The 16,240-nt window shown below is 75.6% G+C and carries 15 protein-coding genes; 3 read left to right on the top strand and 12 right to left on the bottom strand.

Translation table 11 applies throughout. The annotated features are described in order from the left end of the window. Window positions 1-67 precede the first annotated feature (67 nt). Entirely contained in the window at window positions 68-1,276 is a 1,209-nt protein-coding gene (locus tag ACI8AR_RS04715; protein ID WP_457049937.1) for an ROK family protein, read from the top strand. Window position 1,277: 1 nt separating this feature from the next. On the opposite strand, the gene ACI8AR_RS04710 is transcribed toward ACI8AR_RS04715, so the two are convergent. The 3 genes from ACI8AR_RS04710 to ACI8AR_RS04700 are packed head-to-tail and all read right to left on the bottom strand — an operon-like array spanning window position 1,278 to window position 4,343. Continuing rightward, the gene (locus ACI8AR_RS04710) at window positions 1,278-2,168 is read right to left on the bottom strand and encodes a carbohydrate ABC transporter permease (protein WP_457049936.1); all 891 of its coding nucleotides are present in this window, start codon (window positions 2,166-2,168) and stop codon (window positions 1,278-1,280) included. Continuing rightward, on the bottom strand, window positions 2,165-3,103 hold the full coding sequence (locus tag ACI8AR_RS04705) for a carbohydrate ABC transporter permease (protein ID WP_456938389.1): 939 nt from the start codon (window positions 3,101-3,103) through the stop codon (window positions 2,165-2,167). The genes ACI8AR_RS04710 and ACI8AR_RS04705 overlap by 4 nt, the downstream gene beginning before the upstream one ends. 55 nt (window positions 3,104-3,158) lie before the next feature. Further along, complete coding sequence (locus tag ACI8AR_RS04700; protein WP_457049935.1) at window positions 3,159-4,343, bottom strand: extracellular solute-binding protein; 1,185 nt, start codon at window positions 4,341-4,343, stop codon at window positions 3,159-3,161. Between the two features lie 454 nt (window positions 4,344-4,797). Between ACI8AR_RS04700 and ACI8AR_RS04695 the strand changes: the two genes are divergently transcribed. Together ACI8AR_RS04695 and ACI8AR_RS04690 are read left to right on the top strand one after the other, a co-directional pair. Beyond that, window positions 4,798-5,805, top strand: coding sequence for a LacI family DNA-binding transcriptional regulator (locus ACI8AR_RS04695; protein WP_456938387.1), 1,008 nt, complete (start codon window positions 4,798-4,800; stop codon window positions 5,803-5,805). 73 nt (window positions 5,806-5,878) lie between these two features. Continuing rightward, the gene (locus ACI8AR_RS04690) at window positions 5,879-8,224 is read left to right on the top strand and encodes a beta-xylosidase/alpha-l-arabinosidase (RefSeq protein WP_457049934.1); all 2,346 of its coding nucleotides are present in this window, start codon (window positions 5,879-5,881) and stop codon (window positions 8,222-8,224) included. A 77-nt stretch (window positions 8,225-8,301) separates the two neighbouring features. Here ACI8AR_RS04690 and ACI8AR_RS04685 read toward each other — a convergent pair whose 3' ends face one another. The 9 genes from ACI8AR_RS04685 to ald all read right to left on the bottom strand — a co-directional run bounded on the left by ACI8AR_RS04685 (window position 8,302) and on the right by ald (window position 16,085). Further along, on the bottom strand, window positions 8,302-9,183 hold the full coding sequence (locus tag ACI8AR_RS04685) for a hypothetical protein (RefSeq protein ID WP_457049933.1): 882 nt from the start codon (window positions 9,181-9,183) through the stop codon (window positions 8,302-8,304). 176 nt (window positions 9,184-9,359) lie between these two features. Beyond that, entirely contained in the window at window positions 9,360-10,226 is an 867-nt protein-coding gene (locus ACI8AR_RS04680; RefSeq protein WP_457049932.1) for a pseudouridine synthase, read from the bottom strand. Window positions 10,227-10,281: 55 nt separating this feature from the next. After that, complete coding sequence (locus ACI8AR_RS04675) at window positions 10,282-10,695, bottom strand: hypothetical protein (RefSeq protein WP_457049931.1); 414 nt, start codon at window positions 10,693-10,695, stop codon at window positions 10,282-10,284. Beyond that, complete coding sequence (gene scpB / locus ACI8AR_RS04670) at window positions 10,692-11,528, bottom strand: SMC-Scp complex subunit ScpB (protein ID WP_457049930.1); 837 nt, start codon at window positions 11,526-11,528, stop codon at window positions 10,692-10,694. Before scpB ends, ACI8AR_RS04675 begins: the two co-directional genes overlap by 4 nt. Beyond that, window positions 11,525-12,376 carry a segregation and condensation protein A gene (locus ACI8AR_RS04665; protein ID WP_457049929.1) on the bottom strand — a complete coding sequence of 284 codons (852 nt, stop codon included), beginning with the start codon at window positions 12,374-12,376 and terminating at the stop codon, window positions 11,525-11,527. The genes scpB and ACI8AR_RS04665 overlap by 4 nt, the downstream gene beginning before the upstream one ends. A gap of 31 nt (window positions 12,377-12,407) precedes the next feature. After that, window positions 12,408-12,902 (bottom strand): hypothetical protein, encoded by a 495-nt coding sequence (locus ACI8AR_RS04660; RefSeq protein WP_457049928.1) that lies wholly within the window; start codon window positions 12,900-12,902, stop codon window positions 12,408-12,410. Then, a complete protein-coding gene (locus ACI8AR_RS04655) occupies window positions 12,899-13,804 on the bottom strand; it encodes a ParA family protein (RefSeq protein WP_457049927.1) in 906 nt (301 codons plus the stop codon). The genes ACI8AR_RS04660 and ACI8AR_RS04655 overlap by 4 nt, the downstream gene beginning before the upstream one ends. 200 nt (window positions 13,805-14,004) lie before the next feature. Next, window positions 14,005-14,934 carry a site-specific tyrosine recombinase XerD gene (locus tag ACI8AR_RS04650; protein WP_457049926.1) on the bottom strand — a complete coding sequence of 310 codons (930 nt, stop codon included), beginning with the start codon at window positions 14,932-14,934 and terminating at the stop codon, window positions 14,005-14,007. Window positions 14,935-14,969: 35 nt separating this feature from the next. Next, on the bottom strand, window positions 14,970-16,085 hold the full coding sequence (ald, locus tag ACI8AR_RS04645) for an alanine dehydrogenase (protein ID WP_456902380.1): 1,116 nt from the start codon (window positions 16,083-16,085) through the stop codon (window positions 14,970-14,972). Between the last annotated feature and the right edge of the window lie 155 nt (window positions 16,086-16,240).

Genomic DNA, 16,240 nt, shown 5'->3' with positions numbered 1-16,240 from the left:
CCGGCGGAGCGGCGCTGATTTTGTTTCGGACTAGAACATAATGCACGTCACAGCTAACCTCAACCCCGTGTCCGAGCCCGGTGCGAGCCCCGAGACGGGTCGCACGCGGCCGTCGACCCCGCGGCCGGCGAACCTCGCGCTGGTGCTGCGGACGGTGTGCTCCGCCACCACCCCACCCTCGCGCGCCGACGTCGCGGCGGCCACCGGGATGACCCGGGCGACCGCCGCCCGGCTGGCCGACGACCTGGTCGCCGGCGGGCTGCTCGACGAGGTCGAGTCCACGCCGTCGGGCCGCCGCGGCCGCCCGGCCACGCCGCTGGCCCCCGGCGCGCGGGTCGTGGCCCTGGGCCTGCAGGCCGACGCCGGCCTGCTCGCCGGCCGGCTGCTGGACCTGCGCGGCCGGGTGGTGGGCGAGCGGGTCGAGCCCGGCGACTTCCGCGGCAGCGACCCCGCACCCACGCTCGGCCGGCTCGGCCGGCTGGCGGCCGGCCTGCTCGACGGGCTGCCCGACGGCGCCCGGGTCGCCGGCGCCGGCCTCGCGCTGCCCGGCATCGTCGACGTCGACGCCGGCGTCCTGCTGCGCGCGCCCAACCTCGGCTGGTCCGACCTGCGCCCGGCCGACCTGCTCGGCCCGCCGCTGCCCGCGGAGCTGGTCCTGGGCAACGAAGCCGACCTGGCCGCGCGCACGGTCGCCGAGACCGCGCCCGGCCGGCCGGGGCCGCACCGGGACTTCGTCTACCTGTCCGGGCAGATCGGCGTCGGCGGCGCGACCGTCATGGACGGCCGGGTGGTGAGCGGCAGCTCCGGCTGGGCCGGCGAGATGGGCCACGTGTGCGTCGACCCCGCGGGGCCGGCCTGCCGCTGCGGCTCCACCGGCTGCCTGGAGCAGTACGCCGGCCGCGACGCGCTGCTGGCCGCCGCCGGGCTCCCCCGCGACACCGGCTCCGGCGAGCTGGCCCGCCGCGCCGCCGACGGCGACCCCGCGGCCCGCGCGGCGGTCGACGGCGCCGCCCGGGCGCTGGGCGTGGCGCTGGCCGGGGTGCTCAACGTCCTGGACGTGCCGACCGTCGTGCTCGGCGGCCACCTCGGCGAGCTGGCCGCGCTGCTGTGCCCGGCGCTCGAGGAGACGCTGGGCCGGCGGGTGCTGTCGGCCCGCTGGCGCCGGCCCCGCGTGGAGGCCGCGCTCGCCGCCCCGGCCGCCGGGGCGACCGGGGCGGCGCTGCGCGCGCTGGCCGGCGTGGTCGCCGACCCCGCGCGCTGGCTGCGACCGCACTGAGCTACTTGCCGAAGCCGGCGGTGAGGCCGCTGAGCAGGTACCGGCGGCCGACCAGGTAGAGCACGAAGATCGGCACCACCGACAGGGTCACGGCGGCGAGCAGGCCGGGCACGTTGGTGCCGAACTGGCCCTGGAAGTCCCACAGGCCGAGGGTGAGCACCCGGTTGTCCTCGGACTGGGTGAGCACCAGCGGGAACAGGAAGCCGTTCCAGGCGGTGAGCGAGGTGAATACCGACACCGTGGTGATCGCGGGCTTGGCCAGCGGCAGCACCAGGTGGCGCAGCACCGCGAACGGGCCGGCGCCGTCGAGGGTCTGCGCCTCGTAGAGCTCGCCGGGGATGTCGCGCAGGCTGTTGACCATCACCAGCAGCGCCACCGGCATGGCGAACGCCGCCGTCGGCAGGATGACCGCCAGCAGGGTGTCGTACAGCCGCATCTGCGTGATCATCAGGTAGACGGGGATGATCGCCGCCTGCGCCGGGATGGCCAGCCCCACGAGCATCAGCGAGAAGCCGCGCTGCACGAACCGGCCGGCGTTGCGGGCCACCGCGTAGGCCGCCGGCAGGGTGAGCCCGACGACGATCGCCACCGTCGCGACGGTCACGACGACCGTGTTGAGCAGGTAGGTCGTGAACCCGCCCTCGAAGACGGTCCGGTAGTTGTCCAGCGTCGGGTCCGACGGCGGGACCAGCGGGTTGTCCGACAGGTAGTCCTGCCGGGTCCGCAGGCTCCCCGAGACCAGGTAGTACAGCGGGACGGCGACCAGCACCAGCCAGACCAGTGACAGGACGCCGGCCAGGACGTTGGGGCGCTCGCGGCGGCGCCGGCGGCGGGGGCGGGGCGGCGCGGGGGCCGCGCCCGCGCCGGTGGTGGGCAGCGCGGTGGCGGTCACAGGCCCTCCTGCTGGCTCTGCATGGCCCGGAAGCCGGTGACGCGGGTGACGAAGAGGGACAGGCCGGCGCCGAGCACCAGCAGCAGCACGGCGATCGCGCTGGCGTAGCCGAACTCGAAACCGCTGAAGCCGGTGATGTACATGTACAGCGGCGCGATGCGGGTCGTCGTCCCGGGACCGCCCCCGGTGAGGATGAGGATCGTGTCGAAGGTGGTGAACGAGCCGACCAGCATGAGCACGCTGGAGGTGATCACCGTGTACTTCAGCAGCGGCAGCGTGATCGTGAAGAACCGGCGGAAGCGGCCGGCGCCGTCGATGGTGGCCGCCTCGTAGAGGCTGTGCGGGATCTGCCGCGCCGCGCCTTGGTAGAGCAGCGTGTGGAACGGGACGTACTGCCAGGAGACGACCCAGACCACGGTGTAGATGACGATCTCGGTGTCGCCGAGGAAGTTGAACCGGTCGAGGAACGGCAGCGCCTGGGTGACCCCGAAGTTCGGGTCGAGCACCGAGGCCCACAGCAGCGCGATGGCCGCCGTCGACAGGAGCAGGGGCAGGAAGAACAGCGAGCTGAGCACGGCGCGGTTGCGCTGCCGCCCGGCCGCCCAGACCCCGATCAGGAGTGCGATCGGGGTCTGGACGGCCCAGGAGGCCACCATGAACAGCAGGGTGAGCAGCAGGGCGTCGCGCGCCTCGCCGTCGGCGACCAGCCGCTCCCAGTTCGCCGCCCCGGACGGCTGCGGGAACCCGAAGCCGTCCCAGTCGGTGAAGCTGAGGTAGACGACCAGGAGCATCGGCAGCACCGCGAAGAACCCGAAGAAGGCCAGCGCGGGTGCCAGGTACCAGCCCGAGGGACGCTCCCGCGCCCCCTTCGGCCTCCCCGGCGGCGCGGACGCCGCCGGGGTCGCCTCGGGTGTCACGAGGGTGCTGCCTGCCATGCCGGTTCCCCTGCCGTGTGGTGGTGCGGTGGTGCGGTGGTGTCGTCGGGTCGCGTCAGGCCGCGGACATCGCCGAGACGAAGCCCTCGGGGGTCTGCTCACCGAGGAACAGGCGCTGCAGCTCGGTCAGCATCTCCGTGGCCTGGTCGGCGGGCAGGTCCTGGTCCCAGGACAGCTGGAAGTTCGGGGCGCCCTCGACCAGGTCGTAGATCCAGGTCGTGTAGTCGGCGTTCTCCCCCGCCTCGAGCTGCTCGCGGACGCCGGTCACCGCCGGCACGTCACCGGCCGCCACCAGGTCCTCGACGTACTGCTCGTCGTTGAGCGCGGTCGACACGTACTCCAGCGCGGCGTCCTTGTGGTCGGAGTCCGCGGCCACCGAGTAGAAGTTGGTCGGGTTGCCGACGACGTTGGCCGGGTCACCGGCGCCGCCCTCGACGGCCGGGAACGGCGCCCAGCCCAGGTTGCCCGCCTCGACGAACTCGGGGCTCTGGCCGAGCTGGTTCACGTACTCCCACGATCCCATGAGGTGGAAGCCGGCGTCGCCCTGGGCGAGGATCGTCGACGCGCCGCCGACGTCGTAGCCGACGGAGGCGAAGTCGTCGCCGAAGGCGCCGCGGTCGACCAGGTCGGTGATCATCTGCAGGGACTGCAGGACGGCGGGGTTCTCCCAGGCGCCGTCCTCGCCGTCGCGGATGGCCTGGAAGACCTCCGGGCCGCCGACGCGGTCGAGCAGGTACTCGATCCACATCAGCTCGGTCCACGACTGCGAGCCGGCCAGCGCGATCGGGGTGACCCCGTTGGCCTTGAGGGCGTCGACGGCGGCCAGCAGCTGGTCCCAGGTCTGCGGGACCTGGACGCCGGCGGCGTCGAGGACCTGCTTGTTGTAGAAGAGCGCGACCGGCTGCACGCCGCGCATCGGGATCCCGTAGTACTTGCCGTCGAGCTGGGCGGCCTCGAGGACGCTCGGGATGAACGAGTCGCGGAGCTCGGTGTCCTCCTCGAGCAGCGGGGTGAGGTCCTCCACCGCGCCGGCGTCGACGTACTCCTTGAGGTTGCCGCCGCCCCAGTTGAAGAAGACGTCGGGGGCCTCGGGCGACCCCAGGGCCACGCGCAGCCGCTGCTTGTACGGGTCGTTGCCGAACGTCGTCAGCTCGGCGTCACCCGCCTCGCTGACCTCGTTGAAGCGGGAGACCGAGGACTCCTCGATCGGGTTGAGGACGGTGTCCTGCAGGGCCCACACCTGGGCGGCGTCGCCGCCGCCACCGCCTCCGCCGGGGCCGGAGGAGCCGCAGGCGGCCAGGCTCGCTGCGAGGAGGAGCGCGCCGGCAGACGCGGCTCCGCGGGTCAGACGCCGGGATGACATCCCATCGCCGCCTTTCTGTTTCGACGTTGAAAACCGAAAGTTTCGGAGTGGTGCGAGAACGTAAGCCACGTCACCGGCCGTGTCAACGCGCCCGCCGTGGGCGCGCCGCAGCCGATCTTCCCGGCCTGCGGGGTGTCCTGGGCGCACGCGCGGACTGACCAGCACGGATGAGCGGGGCTGGCGGTTTCGGAGATGTTTCGATAGCGTTCCCGCTCACATTCGTCCGGCACCGCCGCCGGGGCCCTCCTCCGGCCCACCCCGGGACGCCAGGCTGGACGACACCCGGCGGGCACCCCGGCCGCCGGCGACCGGCGACCCAGGAGGACCCCTCGTGTCCGAGCAGACGGCAGGCCGCCCGACCCTGGCGAGCATCGCCGCGGCGGCAGGCGTCTCGCTGCCCACCGTGAGCAAGGTCGTCAACGGCAAGACCGACGTCGCCCCCGCCACCCGCGAGCGCGTGCTGGCCCTGCTCGACCAGTACGACTACGTCCCGGTGTCCCGGCGCGCCGTCCCCGAGCCGGAGAGCCCGCTGGTCGACGTCGTGTTCACCGCGCTGGACAGCCCCTGGGCGGTCGAGCTGCTGCGCGGCATCACCGAGAGCGGCCTGGAGATCGTCCTCGACTCGCTCGCCGCGCGGCCGCAGGGCGGGGACTGGGTCCGCTCGCTGATCGCCGGGGGCCGCCGCGGCGCCATCGTCGTCACCTCCCGCATCACCGCCGCCGACCAGCGCCGGCTCGGCCGCTCCCACCTGCCGGTCGTCGTCATCGACCCGGTCGACATGCCCGGGCCCGACGTGCCCAGCGTCGGCGCCACCAACTGGTCCGGCGGCATGGCCGCCACCGAGCACCTGGTCGAGCTGGGGCACCGGCGGATCGCGGTCATCGGCGGTCCCGAGGACTACCTGTGCAGCCGGGCCCGGATCGACGGCTACCGCGCCGCGCTCGACCGCGCCGGCATCCCGGCCGACCCGGCGCTGGTGCGGCACGGCAACTTCCACCACGACGGCGGCTACGAGCGGGCCCGCGAGCTGCTGGCGCTGCCCGACCCGCCGACGGCGGTGTTCGCCGGCAGCGACGAGCAGGCCTTCGGCGTGCTGGAGGCCGCCCGCCAGGCGGGTCTCTCGGTCCCGGGCGACCTGTCCGTCGTCGGTTTCGACGACCTGCCGATGGCCCGCTGGTCCTCCCCTCCCCTGACCACCGTGCGCCAGCCGCTGGCCGACATGGGCCGGATGGCCGGGCGCATGCTGCTCGACCTCATCAGCGGCCGGGAGCTGGCCAGCCAGCGGGTGGAGCTGGCCACCTCGCTGGTCCCGCGCGCCTCGACGGCGCGCCGTCCCTGACCCCATCCCCGTACCCCCCGGCCGGGCGGCGCACGCGTCGTCCGGCTCCTCCCCGCACGTCTGGAGCCGCCCCGTGACCGACCGATCCCTCCTCGACGCACCCGCCGCCGGCGACTGGCGGGACCCGTCCCGGCCGCTGGGCGAGCGGGTGCGCGAGCTGATGGCCGAGATGACCCTCGAGGAGAAGGTCGCCCAGCTCTACGGCGTGTGGACGACGATCGGCGACAGCGAGGACGTCGCCCCCAACCAGCACGAGTTCTCCGAGCCGCTGCCGCCGTGGGAGGAGCTCACCCGGCCCGGGCTCGGGCAGCTGACCCGCGTGTTCGGCACCGTGCCGGTCGAGCCGCTCACCGGCGCCCGCGTGCTGGCCAGCACCCAGCGCGGCATCGTCGAGGGCTCGCGGCTGGGCATCCCGGCGATCGCGCACGAGGAGTGCCTGACCGGGCTCGCCGCCTGGCAGGCCACCGTATTCCCGACGCCGCTGGCGTGGGGCGCCTCCTTCGACCCCGCGACCGTGCACGCCATGGCCGCGGGCATCGGCGGGCTGATGCGCCGCATCGGCGTGCACCAGGGCCTGGCGCCGGTCCTCGACGTCACCGTGGACGCCCGCTGGGGCCGCACCGAGGAGACGATCGGCGAGGACCCGTACCTGGTCGCCGCGCTGGGCACCGCCTACGTGCGCGGCCTGGAGGGCACCGGCGTCGTCGCCACCCTCAAGCACTTCGCCGGCTACTCCGCCTCCGGCGCCGGGCGCAACCACGCCCCGGTGCGGCTGGGCCCGCGCGAGTTCGCCGACCTGCTGCTGCCGCCGTTCGAGACGGCGCTGCGCGAGGGTGGCGCCCGCTCGGTCATGCACTCCTACGCCGCCGTCGACGGCGTCCCGCCCGCCGCCGACCCGGCGCTGCTCACCGACCTGCTGCGCGGGACGCTGGGCTTCGAGGGCGTCGTGGTCGCCGACTACTTCGGCGTCTCGTTCCTCGAGACCACCCAGCACGTCGCCGGCTCGCCCGGCGAGGCCGCGGCGCAGGCGCTGGCCGCCGGCGTCGACGTCGAGCTGCCCACCGTCCGCTGCTACGGCGCGCCGCTGCTGGAGCGGGTGCGCTCGGGCGAGGTGCCCGAGGCGCTGGTCGACCGCGCGGTGGAGCGGGTGCTGCGGCAGAAGGGCGAGCTCGGCCTCCTCGACGCCGGCTGGGACCCCGAGCCGGAGGCGCTGCGCAGCGGCGAGCCGCTGGACTTCGACCCGCCGCACCTGCGTGAGATCGCCCGCGTGCTCGCCGAGCGCTCGGTGGTGCTGCTGGACAACCCCGGCGGCGCGCTGCCGCTGGCGGCGCCGCGGCGGATCGCCGTCGTCGGCCCGTGCGCGGACTCGGTGCTGTCGCTCATGGGCTGCTACGCCTTCCCCAACCACGTCGGCCCGCAGCACCCCGACGTGCCGGTGGGCCTGGACGTGCCCACGCTGCTCGACGCCGTCCGCGCCGAGTTCGCCGGCGCCGAGGTGACCACCGCCCCGGGCTGCCCGGTGCAGGAGCCCGACCGCAGCGGCTTCGACGCCGCCGTGGCCGCCGCCCGCGACGCCGACGTGTGCGTGGCCGTCGTCGGCGACACCTCAGGCCTGTTCGGCCGCGGCACCTCCGGCGAGGGCTGCGACGCCGCCGACCTGCGGCTGCCCGGGGTGCAGGGCGAGCTGCTCGACGCGCTGCTGGGGTCGGGCACCCCGGTCGTCGTCGTGCTGCTCACCGGCCGGCCCTACGCCCTCGGCGACGTCGCCGGCCGGGCCGCGGCGGTCGTGCAGGCGTTCTTCCCCGGCGAGGAGGGCGCCGGCGCGGTCGCGGGCGTGCTCAGTGGCCGCGTGAACCCCTCGGGCCGGCTGCCGGTGTCGGTGCCGCGCGGGCCCGGCGGGTCGCCGGCCACCTACCTGGCGCCCACCCTCGGCCGCGCCGGCGGGATCAGCTCGGCCGACCCGACGCCGCTGTTCCCGTTCGGCCACGGCCTCGGCTACACGACCGCCGACTGGTCCGACCTCGCGGTGTCCGGCGAGGAGTGGGCCACCGACGGCGAGCTGACCGTCTCCTGCACGGTCCGCAACACCGGCGGCCGCGCGGGCGCCGAGGTGGTGCAGCTGTACCTGTCCGACCCGGTGGCCAGCGCCGTGCAGCCGCTGCGCCGGCTGGTCGGCTTCGCCCGGGTGGAGCTCGACGCCGGCGCCGCGGCGCGGGTGAGCTTCCGCCTGCACGCCGACCGGGCGTCGTTCACCGGGCGGGACCTGCGCCGCGTGGTCGAGGCCGGGGAGGTGCAGCTCGCCGTCGGCGCCTCCAGCGAGGACCTGCGGCTGCGCGCGACCGTGCGGCTCACGGGTCCGGACCGGGTCGTCGGCCCGGACCGGGTGCTCACCACCCCGGCCGAGGTCACCGCGCTCTGACCGCCCCGGCCTCCTCGGCCGTGATCATCGGCGGGTGGCGGCCCGGCACGCCGCCCGGGGCCGCCGGATGCCGATGATCACGCCGAGGGGGTCACGCCGGGACGCCGGCCGCGGCTGATCAGCGCCCGGCGCGTGCGCTCGACGACCACGGTCGGCGACTCCGCGTGGCCCGCCGCGAACCGCAGCACCAGCCAGCCGTCGGCGGCCATCAGCGAGTAGCGGTCGACGTCCCTGCCGAACTGCCCGGGCTCGGCGTGCCGGCGCCCCTCGTACTCGATCAGCAGACGCCACCGCTCGTAGCCGAGGTCGCCGTGCGCGACCACGCGTCCCCGGCCGTCCCGGACCGCGAGCTGCGGCTGGGGGTCGGGCAGCTCGCTGGCCACCAGCCAGTACCGCAGCAGGCTCTCCGGCCGGGACATCGAGGCCGGCGTCAGCAGGGGTGCGCTCCGCCGGGCACGGACGACGCCACGGACCCGGCGGGCGCGGTCCAGGCGCCGGGCGAGCGCTCCCGGGGTCAGGTGGCCCGCGCGTGCCAGCGCGTCGCCCACCGCGACCAGCTCGTGGGGCGGCAGGTGCTCGGCGAGGTCCAGCCAGGTCTGCGGCCCCGACGTCGTCCGCAGTCCACGGTGCACGACGACGTCCTCCGCGGCGAGCCGCCGGGTGTGGACGACGAACTCGGCGCGCTGCGGGAGCACCCGGCGCGGGGTCAGGGCGACGTGGGCCCGCGCCGGCAGGTCGACGTGCGCGCCGAGGAGCGCCGCGGCGGTGCGGTGGCTGAAGGCGGCGTCGTCGGGGAGCAGGCCGGCGAGCAGCGCGAGACGTTCCCGTCCGTCGATGGCGTCGTCCAGGCGGACGACGAGGTCGTGGGCCAGCCGCACGAACCCGGGACCGCGCAGGCGGGCGCGGGTCAGTCCGGCGGCACGGGCGGAGGCGGCGGTGTACGCCGGTGGCAGGGACACGCCGCCACGCTGCCGGTGGACGGCCCCGGGCCGGGTGCCCGGCGGGCGAGCGTGGACGGGCGCCGCCCTGTGGACACCGGCCTCCCGCCGTGATCATCGGCGGGTGGCTGCCTGACACGCCGCCCGGGGCCGCCGGATGCCGATGATCACGGGCGGAAGATCACGGGCGGAGGCGGCTACAGGCCGACGGACTCCTCCAGCGCGCCGACCTCCTGGCGGGTGAGCCGGCGGATCGAGCCGCTGCGCATCCGCTGCAGCGACACCGGGCCGATCGCGGTGCGGGTCAGCCGGGACACCGGCAGGTCCACCGCGGCCAGCAGCCGCCGGACGATGTGCTTGCGGCCCTCGTGCAGCACGACCTCGACGACCGACTGGCCGGCGTGGGTGTCCACGACCCGGAAGGAGTCGACCTTCACCGGGCCGTCCTCGAGCTCGATCCCGGCGCGCAGCCGGCGGTGCAGGTCGCGCGGGATCGAGCCGGACACCTGCGCCAGGTAGGTCTTCTTCACCTCGTAGGAGGGGTGCGCCAGCCGGTGCGCCAGCTCGCCGTCGTTGGTGACCAGCAGCAGGCCCTCGGTGTCCTGGTCGAGCCGGCCGACGTGCACCAGCCCGGGCGCGAGGTCGCCGACCATGTCGCCGACGGTGGGCCGGTCGCGGTCGTCGCTCATCGCGGTGATGACGCCCGGCGGCTTGTTCAGCGCGTAGGTGACCCGGTCGTCGCGCAGCTCGATCCGCCGCCCGTCGACGGCGATCTTGTCGGTGCGGGGGTCGACCCGCATGCCCTGCACGGTGACGACGCGGCCGTTCACGCTGATCCGGCCCCGGTCGATCATCTCCTCGCAGACGCGGCGGGAGCCGACGCCGGCGCGGGCGAGCACCTTCTGCAGCCGCTCCCCCTCGCGCTCCTCCGGCGCGCCGGTGGCCCCGCGGTCGCCGGGGTGGGCCGGGGCGAGCGCCATGTCCTCCGACCAGCCCTCCCCGCCGGGGGTGCCGGGGGTCTCGTCCGGGTCGGTGTACTCGTCGCTGTGCGGTGCGGTGTCCATGTCGCCGCCCAGTCTCCCACCCCCGCGGCGGGCGCCGGGCGGCGCGGGCGGAGGGTCAGCAGGCCTCCCGGCCGTAGGCGTCCACGGCCTCGCCGGAGGAGGTGAGGTCCTGCTGGAGCTGCTGCAGCCGCGGCGCCAGGTCGGCGTTCGCCGAGGGGTCGGTGAGGTCGGCCTCGCCGAGCAGGTCCGACAGCGCCCGCCAGGAGGTGACCAGATCGCCCCAGTCCGCGGCCACCGCCTCCGGCGGCTCGACGGCCTCCAGCCGGCCGACGGCCTCCTCCACCACCCGCGGCGCCGACCGGGGGTCGGCGGCGACGGCGTCGACGTCGGCGGTGATCTCCTCCAGCAGGGCGGGGACCTCCGCGCAGAAGGCCTCCTGCCACTGCGCCTCCTCCGACGAGCAGCCGGCCGCGGCCAGCGCGACGAGGGCGAGCGCGGCGGCAGCGCGCGGGGTGCTGTGGCCGGTCACCGGTCCGGGTCCTCCTCGCGGGCCAGCGCGGTGGGGTCGGGCAGCAGCGGCGCCAGCGGCGGGAGCTCGTCGAGGCCGGTGAGCCCGAGCCGCTCGAGGAACAGCGGCGTCGTGCCGTAGAGGCCGCCGCCGCTGTCGGGGTCGGTGCCGACCTCGGCGACCAGGCCGCGGGCGAGCAGGGTGCGCATGACGCCGTCGACGCCGACCCCGCGGATCGCCGACACCCGCGCGCGGGTCACCGGCTGCCGGTAGGCGATGACGGCGAGGGTCTCCAGCGCCGCCTGGGTCAGCCGGGTCCGCTGCCCCTCCGCGAGGTGCCGCTCGACGACGGGCGCGAACTCCTCGCGGGTGTAGAACCGCCAGCCCTCCCCCACCCGGTGCAGCGTGATGCCGGACCGGCGCGCGTCGTGCTCGGCGGCGAGGTCGGCCAGCGCGGTCTGCACCCGGGCGACCGGGCAGCGCAGCGCGCCGGCCAGCGTCGCCTCGTCGACCGGCCCGTCGGCGACGAACAGCAGCGCCTCCAGCCCGCCGCGCAGCTCCGCCGGGTCGAGCTCCACCTCCGGCTCGGGCTCGGGTGCCGGCGCGGGCGCGGGCTCGGGCATCCCCGGGAGGACGAGCGGCTCCTCGGGGACCGGCGGGACGTCGTCGTGCCCCGGTGCCGGGCGCTCGGCGACGCGGGCGGCGAGCTCCGCCGCGACGGCGTCCCACACCGCGGGGTCGGCCGCGTCGGGACGGCCGGTCTCCTGCTCGCGGGTGGCCTCGAGCTCGGCGGCGAGGGTCTCCCAGGAGATCGGGCCGCGCCCGGCCTCCTGCTCCTCCGGCCGGTCGCTCACGGCAGGTCCTCGGTCGCGACGTCCTCGGTCGCGTCGTCGTCGGCGGGGTCCTCCCCGGCGGGACCGGACGGGACCGGGCCGGTCCACCGCACGTGCAGCTCCCCCAGCGGCGTCAGCTGGGTGAAGGTGACCCGCTGCTGCCGGTACAGCTCGAGCAGCGCGAGGAAGCGGGCCACGACCTCCAGGGTCGAGGAGCACTCGGCGGTCAGCGCGCGGAAGGTGAGCGTCCCGGCGCCGATGAGCGCGGTGCGGACGGCGAGCAGCTGCTCGGCCACGCTCACCGGCGGCGCGTGCAGGTGGGAGACGCCGACGGTGGGCGGCTCCTTGGGCGTCAGCGCCCTCGCCGCCAGCGCGGCGAACCGCTCGGGGGTGACGCCGAGCAGCACCTCGGGCAGCAGCTCGGCGAACCGCGGCTCCAGCGGCGCCTCGCGGGGGTACCGGCCGGCGGCGACGGTCTCGCGCTCGCGCAGGAACGCGGCGGCCTGCTTGTAGGCGCGGTACTGCAGCAGCCGGGCGAACAGCAGGTCACGGGCCTCGAGCAGCTCGAGGTCCTCCTCGTCCTCGATCTCGGCGGCGGGCAGCAGCCGCGCGGCCTTGAGGTCGAGCAGGGTGGAGGCCACGACGAGGAACTCGCTGGCCTGGTCGAGGTCGAGCTCGTCGCCGAGCGCCCGCAGGTGGGCGATGAACTCGTCGGTGACCACCGACAGGGCGATCTCGGTGACGTCGAGCTGGTGCTTGCCGATCAGCTGCAGCAGCAGGTCGAACGGGCCCTCGAAGTTGGTGAGCCGGACGGTGAAGCGGGCCGGCTCCGCCGGACGCTCCGCCACCGCCTGCACCTCACCGCTCACGGGGAGCAAGCGTATGCGCCCCGGACGACGTTCAGCCCCGGAGCCGGCGCACCAGCACCGAGTCCTCGCCCTGCTCCTCGAGGTCGGCGAGCAGCACCGCGATCGCCTCGCGCACGATCCGGCCGCGGTCCGCGGCCACGCCGTGCTGGGCGCGCAGCGTGAGCCGGGCGCTCTCCAGGCCCAGCAGCTCCTCGGCGGAGAGGTACACGGTGATCTTCTCGTCGTGCTTGGTCCGGCCGTTGCCCGAGGCCCGGGCGGGCTTGCCGCGGGTGCGGGCGCCGGGGGCCGGGGCGGGGGCCGGCGCGCGGAAGGCGGCCAGCGCGTCGGCCGGCGCGCCGCCGGGGACCAGCGTGAGCGGGGCGGGCGCCTCCTCGGCGGGGGCCGGCTCCGCCGCGCGGCGGGCACCCCGCAGCGCCGGGGAGCTGACCGCCGAGCTCACGCTCGGCAGCTCGGTGACCTCCGCCTGCGGCACGTCGGTGCGGCGGAACAGCTCGGCCGCGCCGGGGAGGACGGGGCGACGCGTCACAGGGCGATGACCTCCTTGGCCAGGTCGCGGTAGGCGGCCGCACCCGAGGAGGTCGGCGCCCAGGTGGTGATCGGCTGGCCGGCGACGGTCGTCTCCGGGAAGCGCACGGTGCGCTGGATGACCGTCTGGAACACGGTGTCGCCGAAGGCCTCGACCACCCGGCTGAACACCTCCCGGCAGTGCACGGTCCGGGTGTCGTACATCGTGGCGAGGATCCCGGAGATCTCCAGCGCGGGGTTGAGCCGCTCGCGCACCTTGTCGATCGTGTCGACCAGCAGCGCCACGCCGCGCAGCGAGAAGAACTCGCACTCCAGCGGGATGACCACGCCGTGCGCCGCGGTCAGGGCGTTGACCGTGAGCAGGCCCAGCGAGGGCTGGCAGTCGATGAGGACGTAGTCGTACTCGTCGCGGACGTCGGCCAGCTTGCGCAGCAGCGTCTGCTCGCGGGCGACCTCGCTGACCAGCTGCACCTCGGCGGCGGACAGGTCGATGTTGCTGGGCACCAGGTCCAGGCCGGGCACGTCGGTGGGCACGCGGACGTCGGCCAGCGTGGTCCGCGGCTCCATGAGCGCGTTGTAGATCGTGCGGTCCAGCTGCTGGGAGGGCACGCCCAGGCCGACCGACAGCGCGCCCTGCGGGTCCAGGTCGACCAGCAGCACCTTGCGGCCGTACTCGACCAGCGCGGCACCCAGGTTGATCGTCGACGTCGTCTTGCCGACGCCGCCCTTCTGGTTGCACATCGCGATGACCTGCGCCGGGCCGTGCTGCGTCAGCGGCGGCGGCTCGGGCAGCTTGCGCTGCCGCGCGCGGGCGGGGTCCAGCTTCGAGGCGGCCGCACCCATCTCCCCGCCGTCGGCCGGGAGTGCGAGAGCCTGCCCGGCCACGTCCCCTCGGATCGCCATGAGTCGCCACTCCTCCGTGCTCCCCGGCGGAGCCGGCCGCGGTCTCGGCCGGCCCGGTCCGCTCGGGTCCTCTGCGACGGTAGGGAGATCAACTCAAACGATCCACGCAACACGCCGGTTGCTGGCGGAAGTCGCCCAGGTTCCGGCGTACCGGCGGGTAGCCGTGGGCAGGACCTGCCAGACGGGCCACCCCGCCCTCGTCAGGACAGGGCCCTCGGGTGGCTGCTGGCGTACACCTCGCGCAGCTTGTCGACGGTGACCAGCGTGTAGACCTGGGTCGTCGTCACCGACGCGTGGCCGAGCAGCTCCTGCACCACGCGGACGTCGGCGCCGCCGTCGAGCAGGTGGGTGGCGAACGAGTGCCGCAGCGTGTGTGGCGAGACGTGGTCGAGGTCCAGTCCGCCCCGCTCGGCCGCCGACCGCAGGATCGCCCAGGCGCTCTGCCGCGACAGCGGCCCGCCGCGGGCGTTGAGGAACAGCCGCCCGCCCCGGACGCCGTCCCGCCCGGCCCTCGCCCCCGCCATGGCCAGCGCCGGGCGGGCCCGCACCAGGTACTCCTCGACCGCGCGCAGCGCGTAGCTGCCCACCGGGACGATCCGCTCCTTGCCACCCTTGCCGGCCAGCCGCACCACGGCCTGGCCGCGGTCGAGGTCGTCGACGGCGAGACCGACCGCCTCGGAGATGCGCGCACCGGTGCCGTAGAGCACCTCGAGCAGCGCCCGGTCGCGCAGCCCGCGCGGGCCCTCCACCGACCCCGCGGCCTCGATCAGCGCCACCACCGCCTCGACCGGGATCGCCTTGGGCAGCCGCCGCGCCGGCGCGGGCGGACGGACCGCCGCGGCGACGTCGCCGGGCACCAGCCCGTCCAGCAGCGCGAAGCGGTGCAGCCCGCGGACGGCGACGACGGCGCGCGCGGCCGAGGTGGCCGACAGCGGCGGGTGCTCGTCGTCGCCGGCCCGCAGCGCCGCGAGGAAGCCGGAGACGTCGCTCTCGGCGACCTCCCCCAGGCCCCGCACCCCGGCGTCGGCGAGGAACCGCGCGTACCGGCGCAGGTCCCGCCGGTAGGAGGCGATGGTGTTGGCGGCCAGCCCGCGCTCGACGGCGAGGTGGTCGAGGTAGCCGCCGACCACCCGCTCGACGTCGGGACCGGCACCCAGCGTCGTCGTCAGGACAGGACCTCCTCCCAGGGCACGGCGGTCATCCCGTGCGCCTCGGCGACCTCGGACAGCGTCACCTGCCCGGCGACGACGTTGACGCCGTGCGCGAGCGCCGGGTCCGCGGCGACGGCCGCCCGCGTCCCCTGCTCGGCCAGGGCCATGACGTAGGGCAGCGTCACGTTGGTGAGCGCGTGCGTGGAGGTGTTCGGGACGGCGCCGGGCATGTTCGCCACGCAGTAGAACACCGACTCGTGCACCCGGAAGGTCGGGTCGTCGTGTGTCGTGGGACGGGAGTCCTCGAAGCACCCGCCCTGGTCGACGGCGATGTCGACGAGCACCGACCCCGGCTTCATCCGGCTCACCAGCTCGTTGCTCACCAGCGTGGGCGCCTTCGCGCCGGGGACCAGCACCGCGCCGATCACCAGGTCGGCGTCGAGGACCGCCCGCTCGACCTCGTAGGCGTTGGAGGTCACCGTCTGCAGGTGGCCGCGGTAGACGCGGTCGGCCGCGCGCAGCTTGTCGACGTCGCGGTCGAGGACGACGACCTCGGCCTGCATGCCCAGGGCGATGGTCGCGGCGTTCATGCCCGACACCCCGGCGCCGATGACGACGACCTTCGCCGCGTAGACGCCCGACACCCCGCCGAGCAGGACGCCGCGGCCGCCGTGCGCGCGCTCGAGGCTGTGCGCGCCGACCTGCGGCGCCATCCGCCCGGCGACCTCGCTCATCGGCGCGAGCAGCGGCAGCGCGCCGCCGGCCGTCTGCACGGTCTCGTAGGCGATCGCGGTGGTGCCGGAGGCGACCAGCGCCTCGGTGCACGCCCGCGAGGCGGCCAGGTGGAGGTAGGTGAACAGCGTCTGCCCCGCGCGCAGCCGCCCGTACTCCTCCTCGACCGGCTCCTTGACCTTGAGCAGCAGGTCGGCGTCGGCCCAGACGTCGTCGGCGCTCGCGACGATCCGCGCACCGGCGGCCGTGTAGTCGGCGTCGGGGATGGAGCTGCCCTCCCCCGCGCCCTGCTCGACGAGCACCGTGTGCCCGGCCCGGGTCAGCTCCGTGACCCCGGCCGGGGTCAACGCCACCCGGTACTCCCTGTTCTTGACCTCGCGGGGCACCCCGACGCGCATGACCACTCCTGGATGTCGACCGGGCCGAGGTCGTCGGCCCGCGCCTGTCGTCCGCTCCCGGGTGAGGGAGCTCACTCCGGACCCTAGAGCCTGGCCGCTCCCGCGCTGCCGGGACCGCGCGCAGCGCCGACGATGGCGGGGGCCGGACCGCGCCG

It is taken from the genome of Geodermatophilus sp. SYSU D01036, assembly GCF_054050435.1.
Note: the sequence above shows the minus strand (reverse complement) of the source record. Positions and strands in the feature narration are given on the sequence as shown.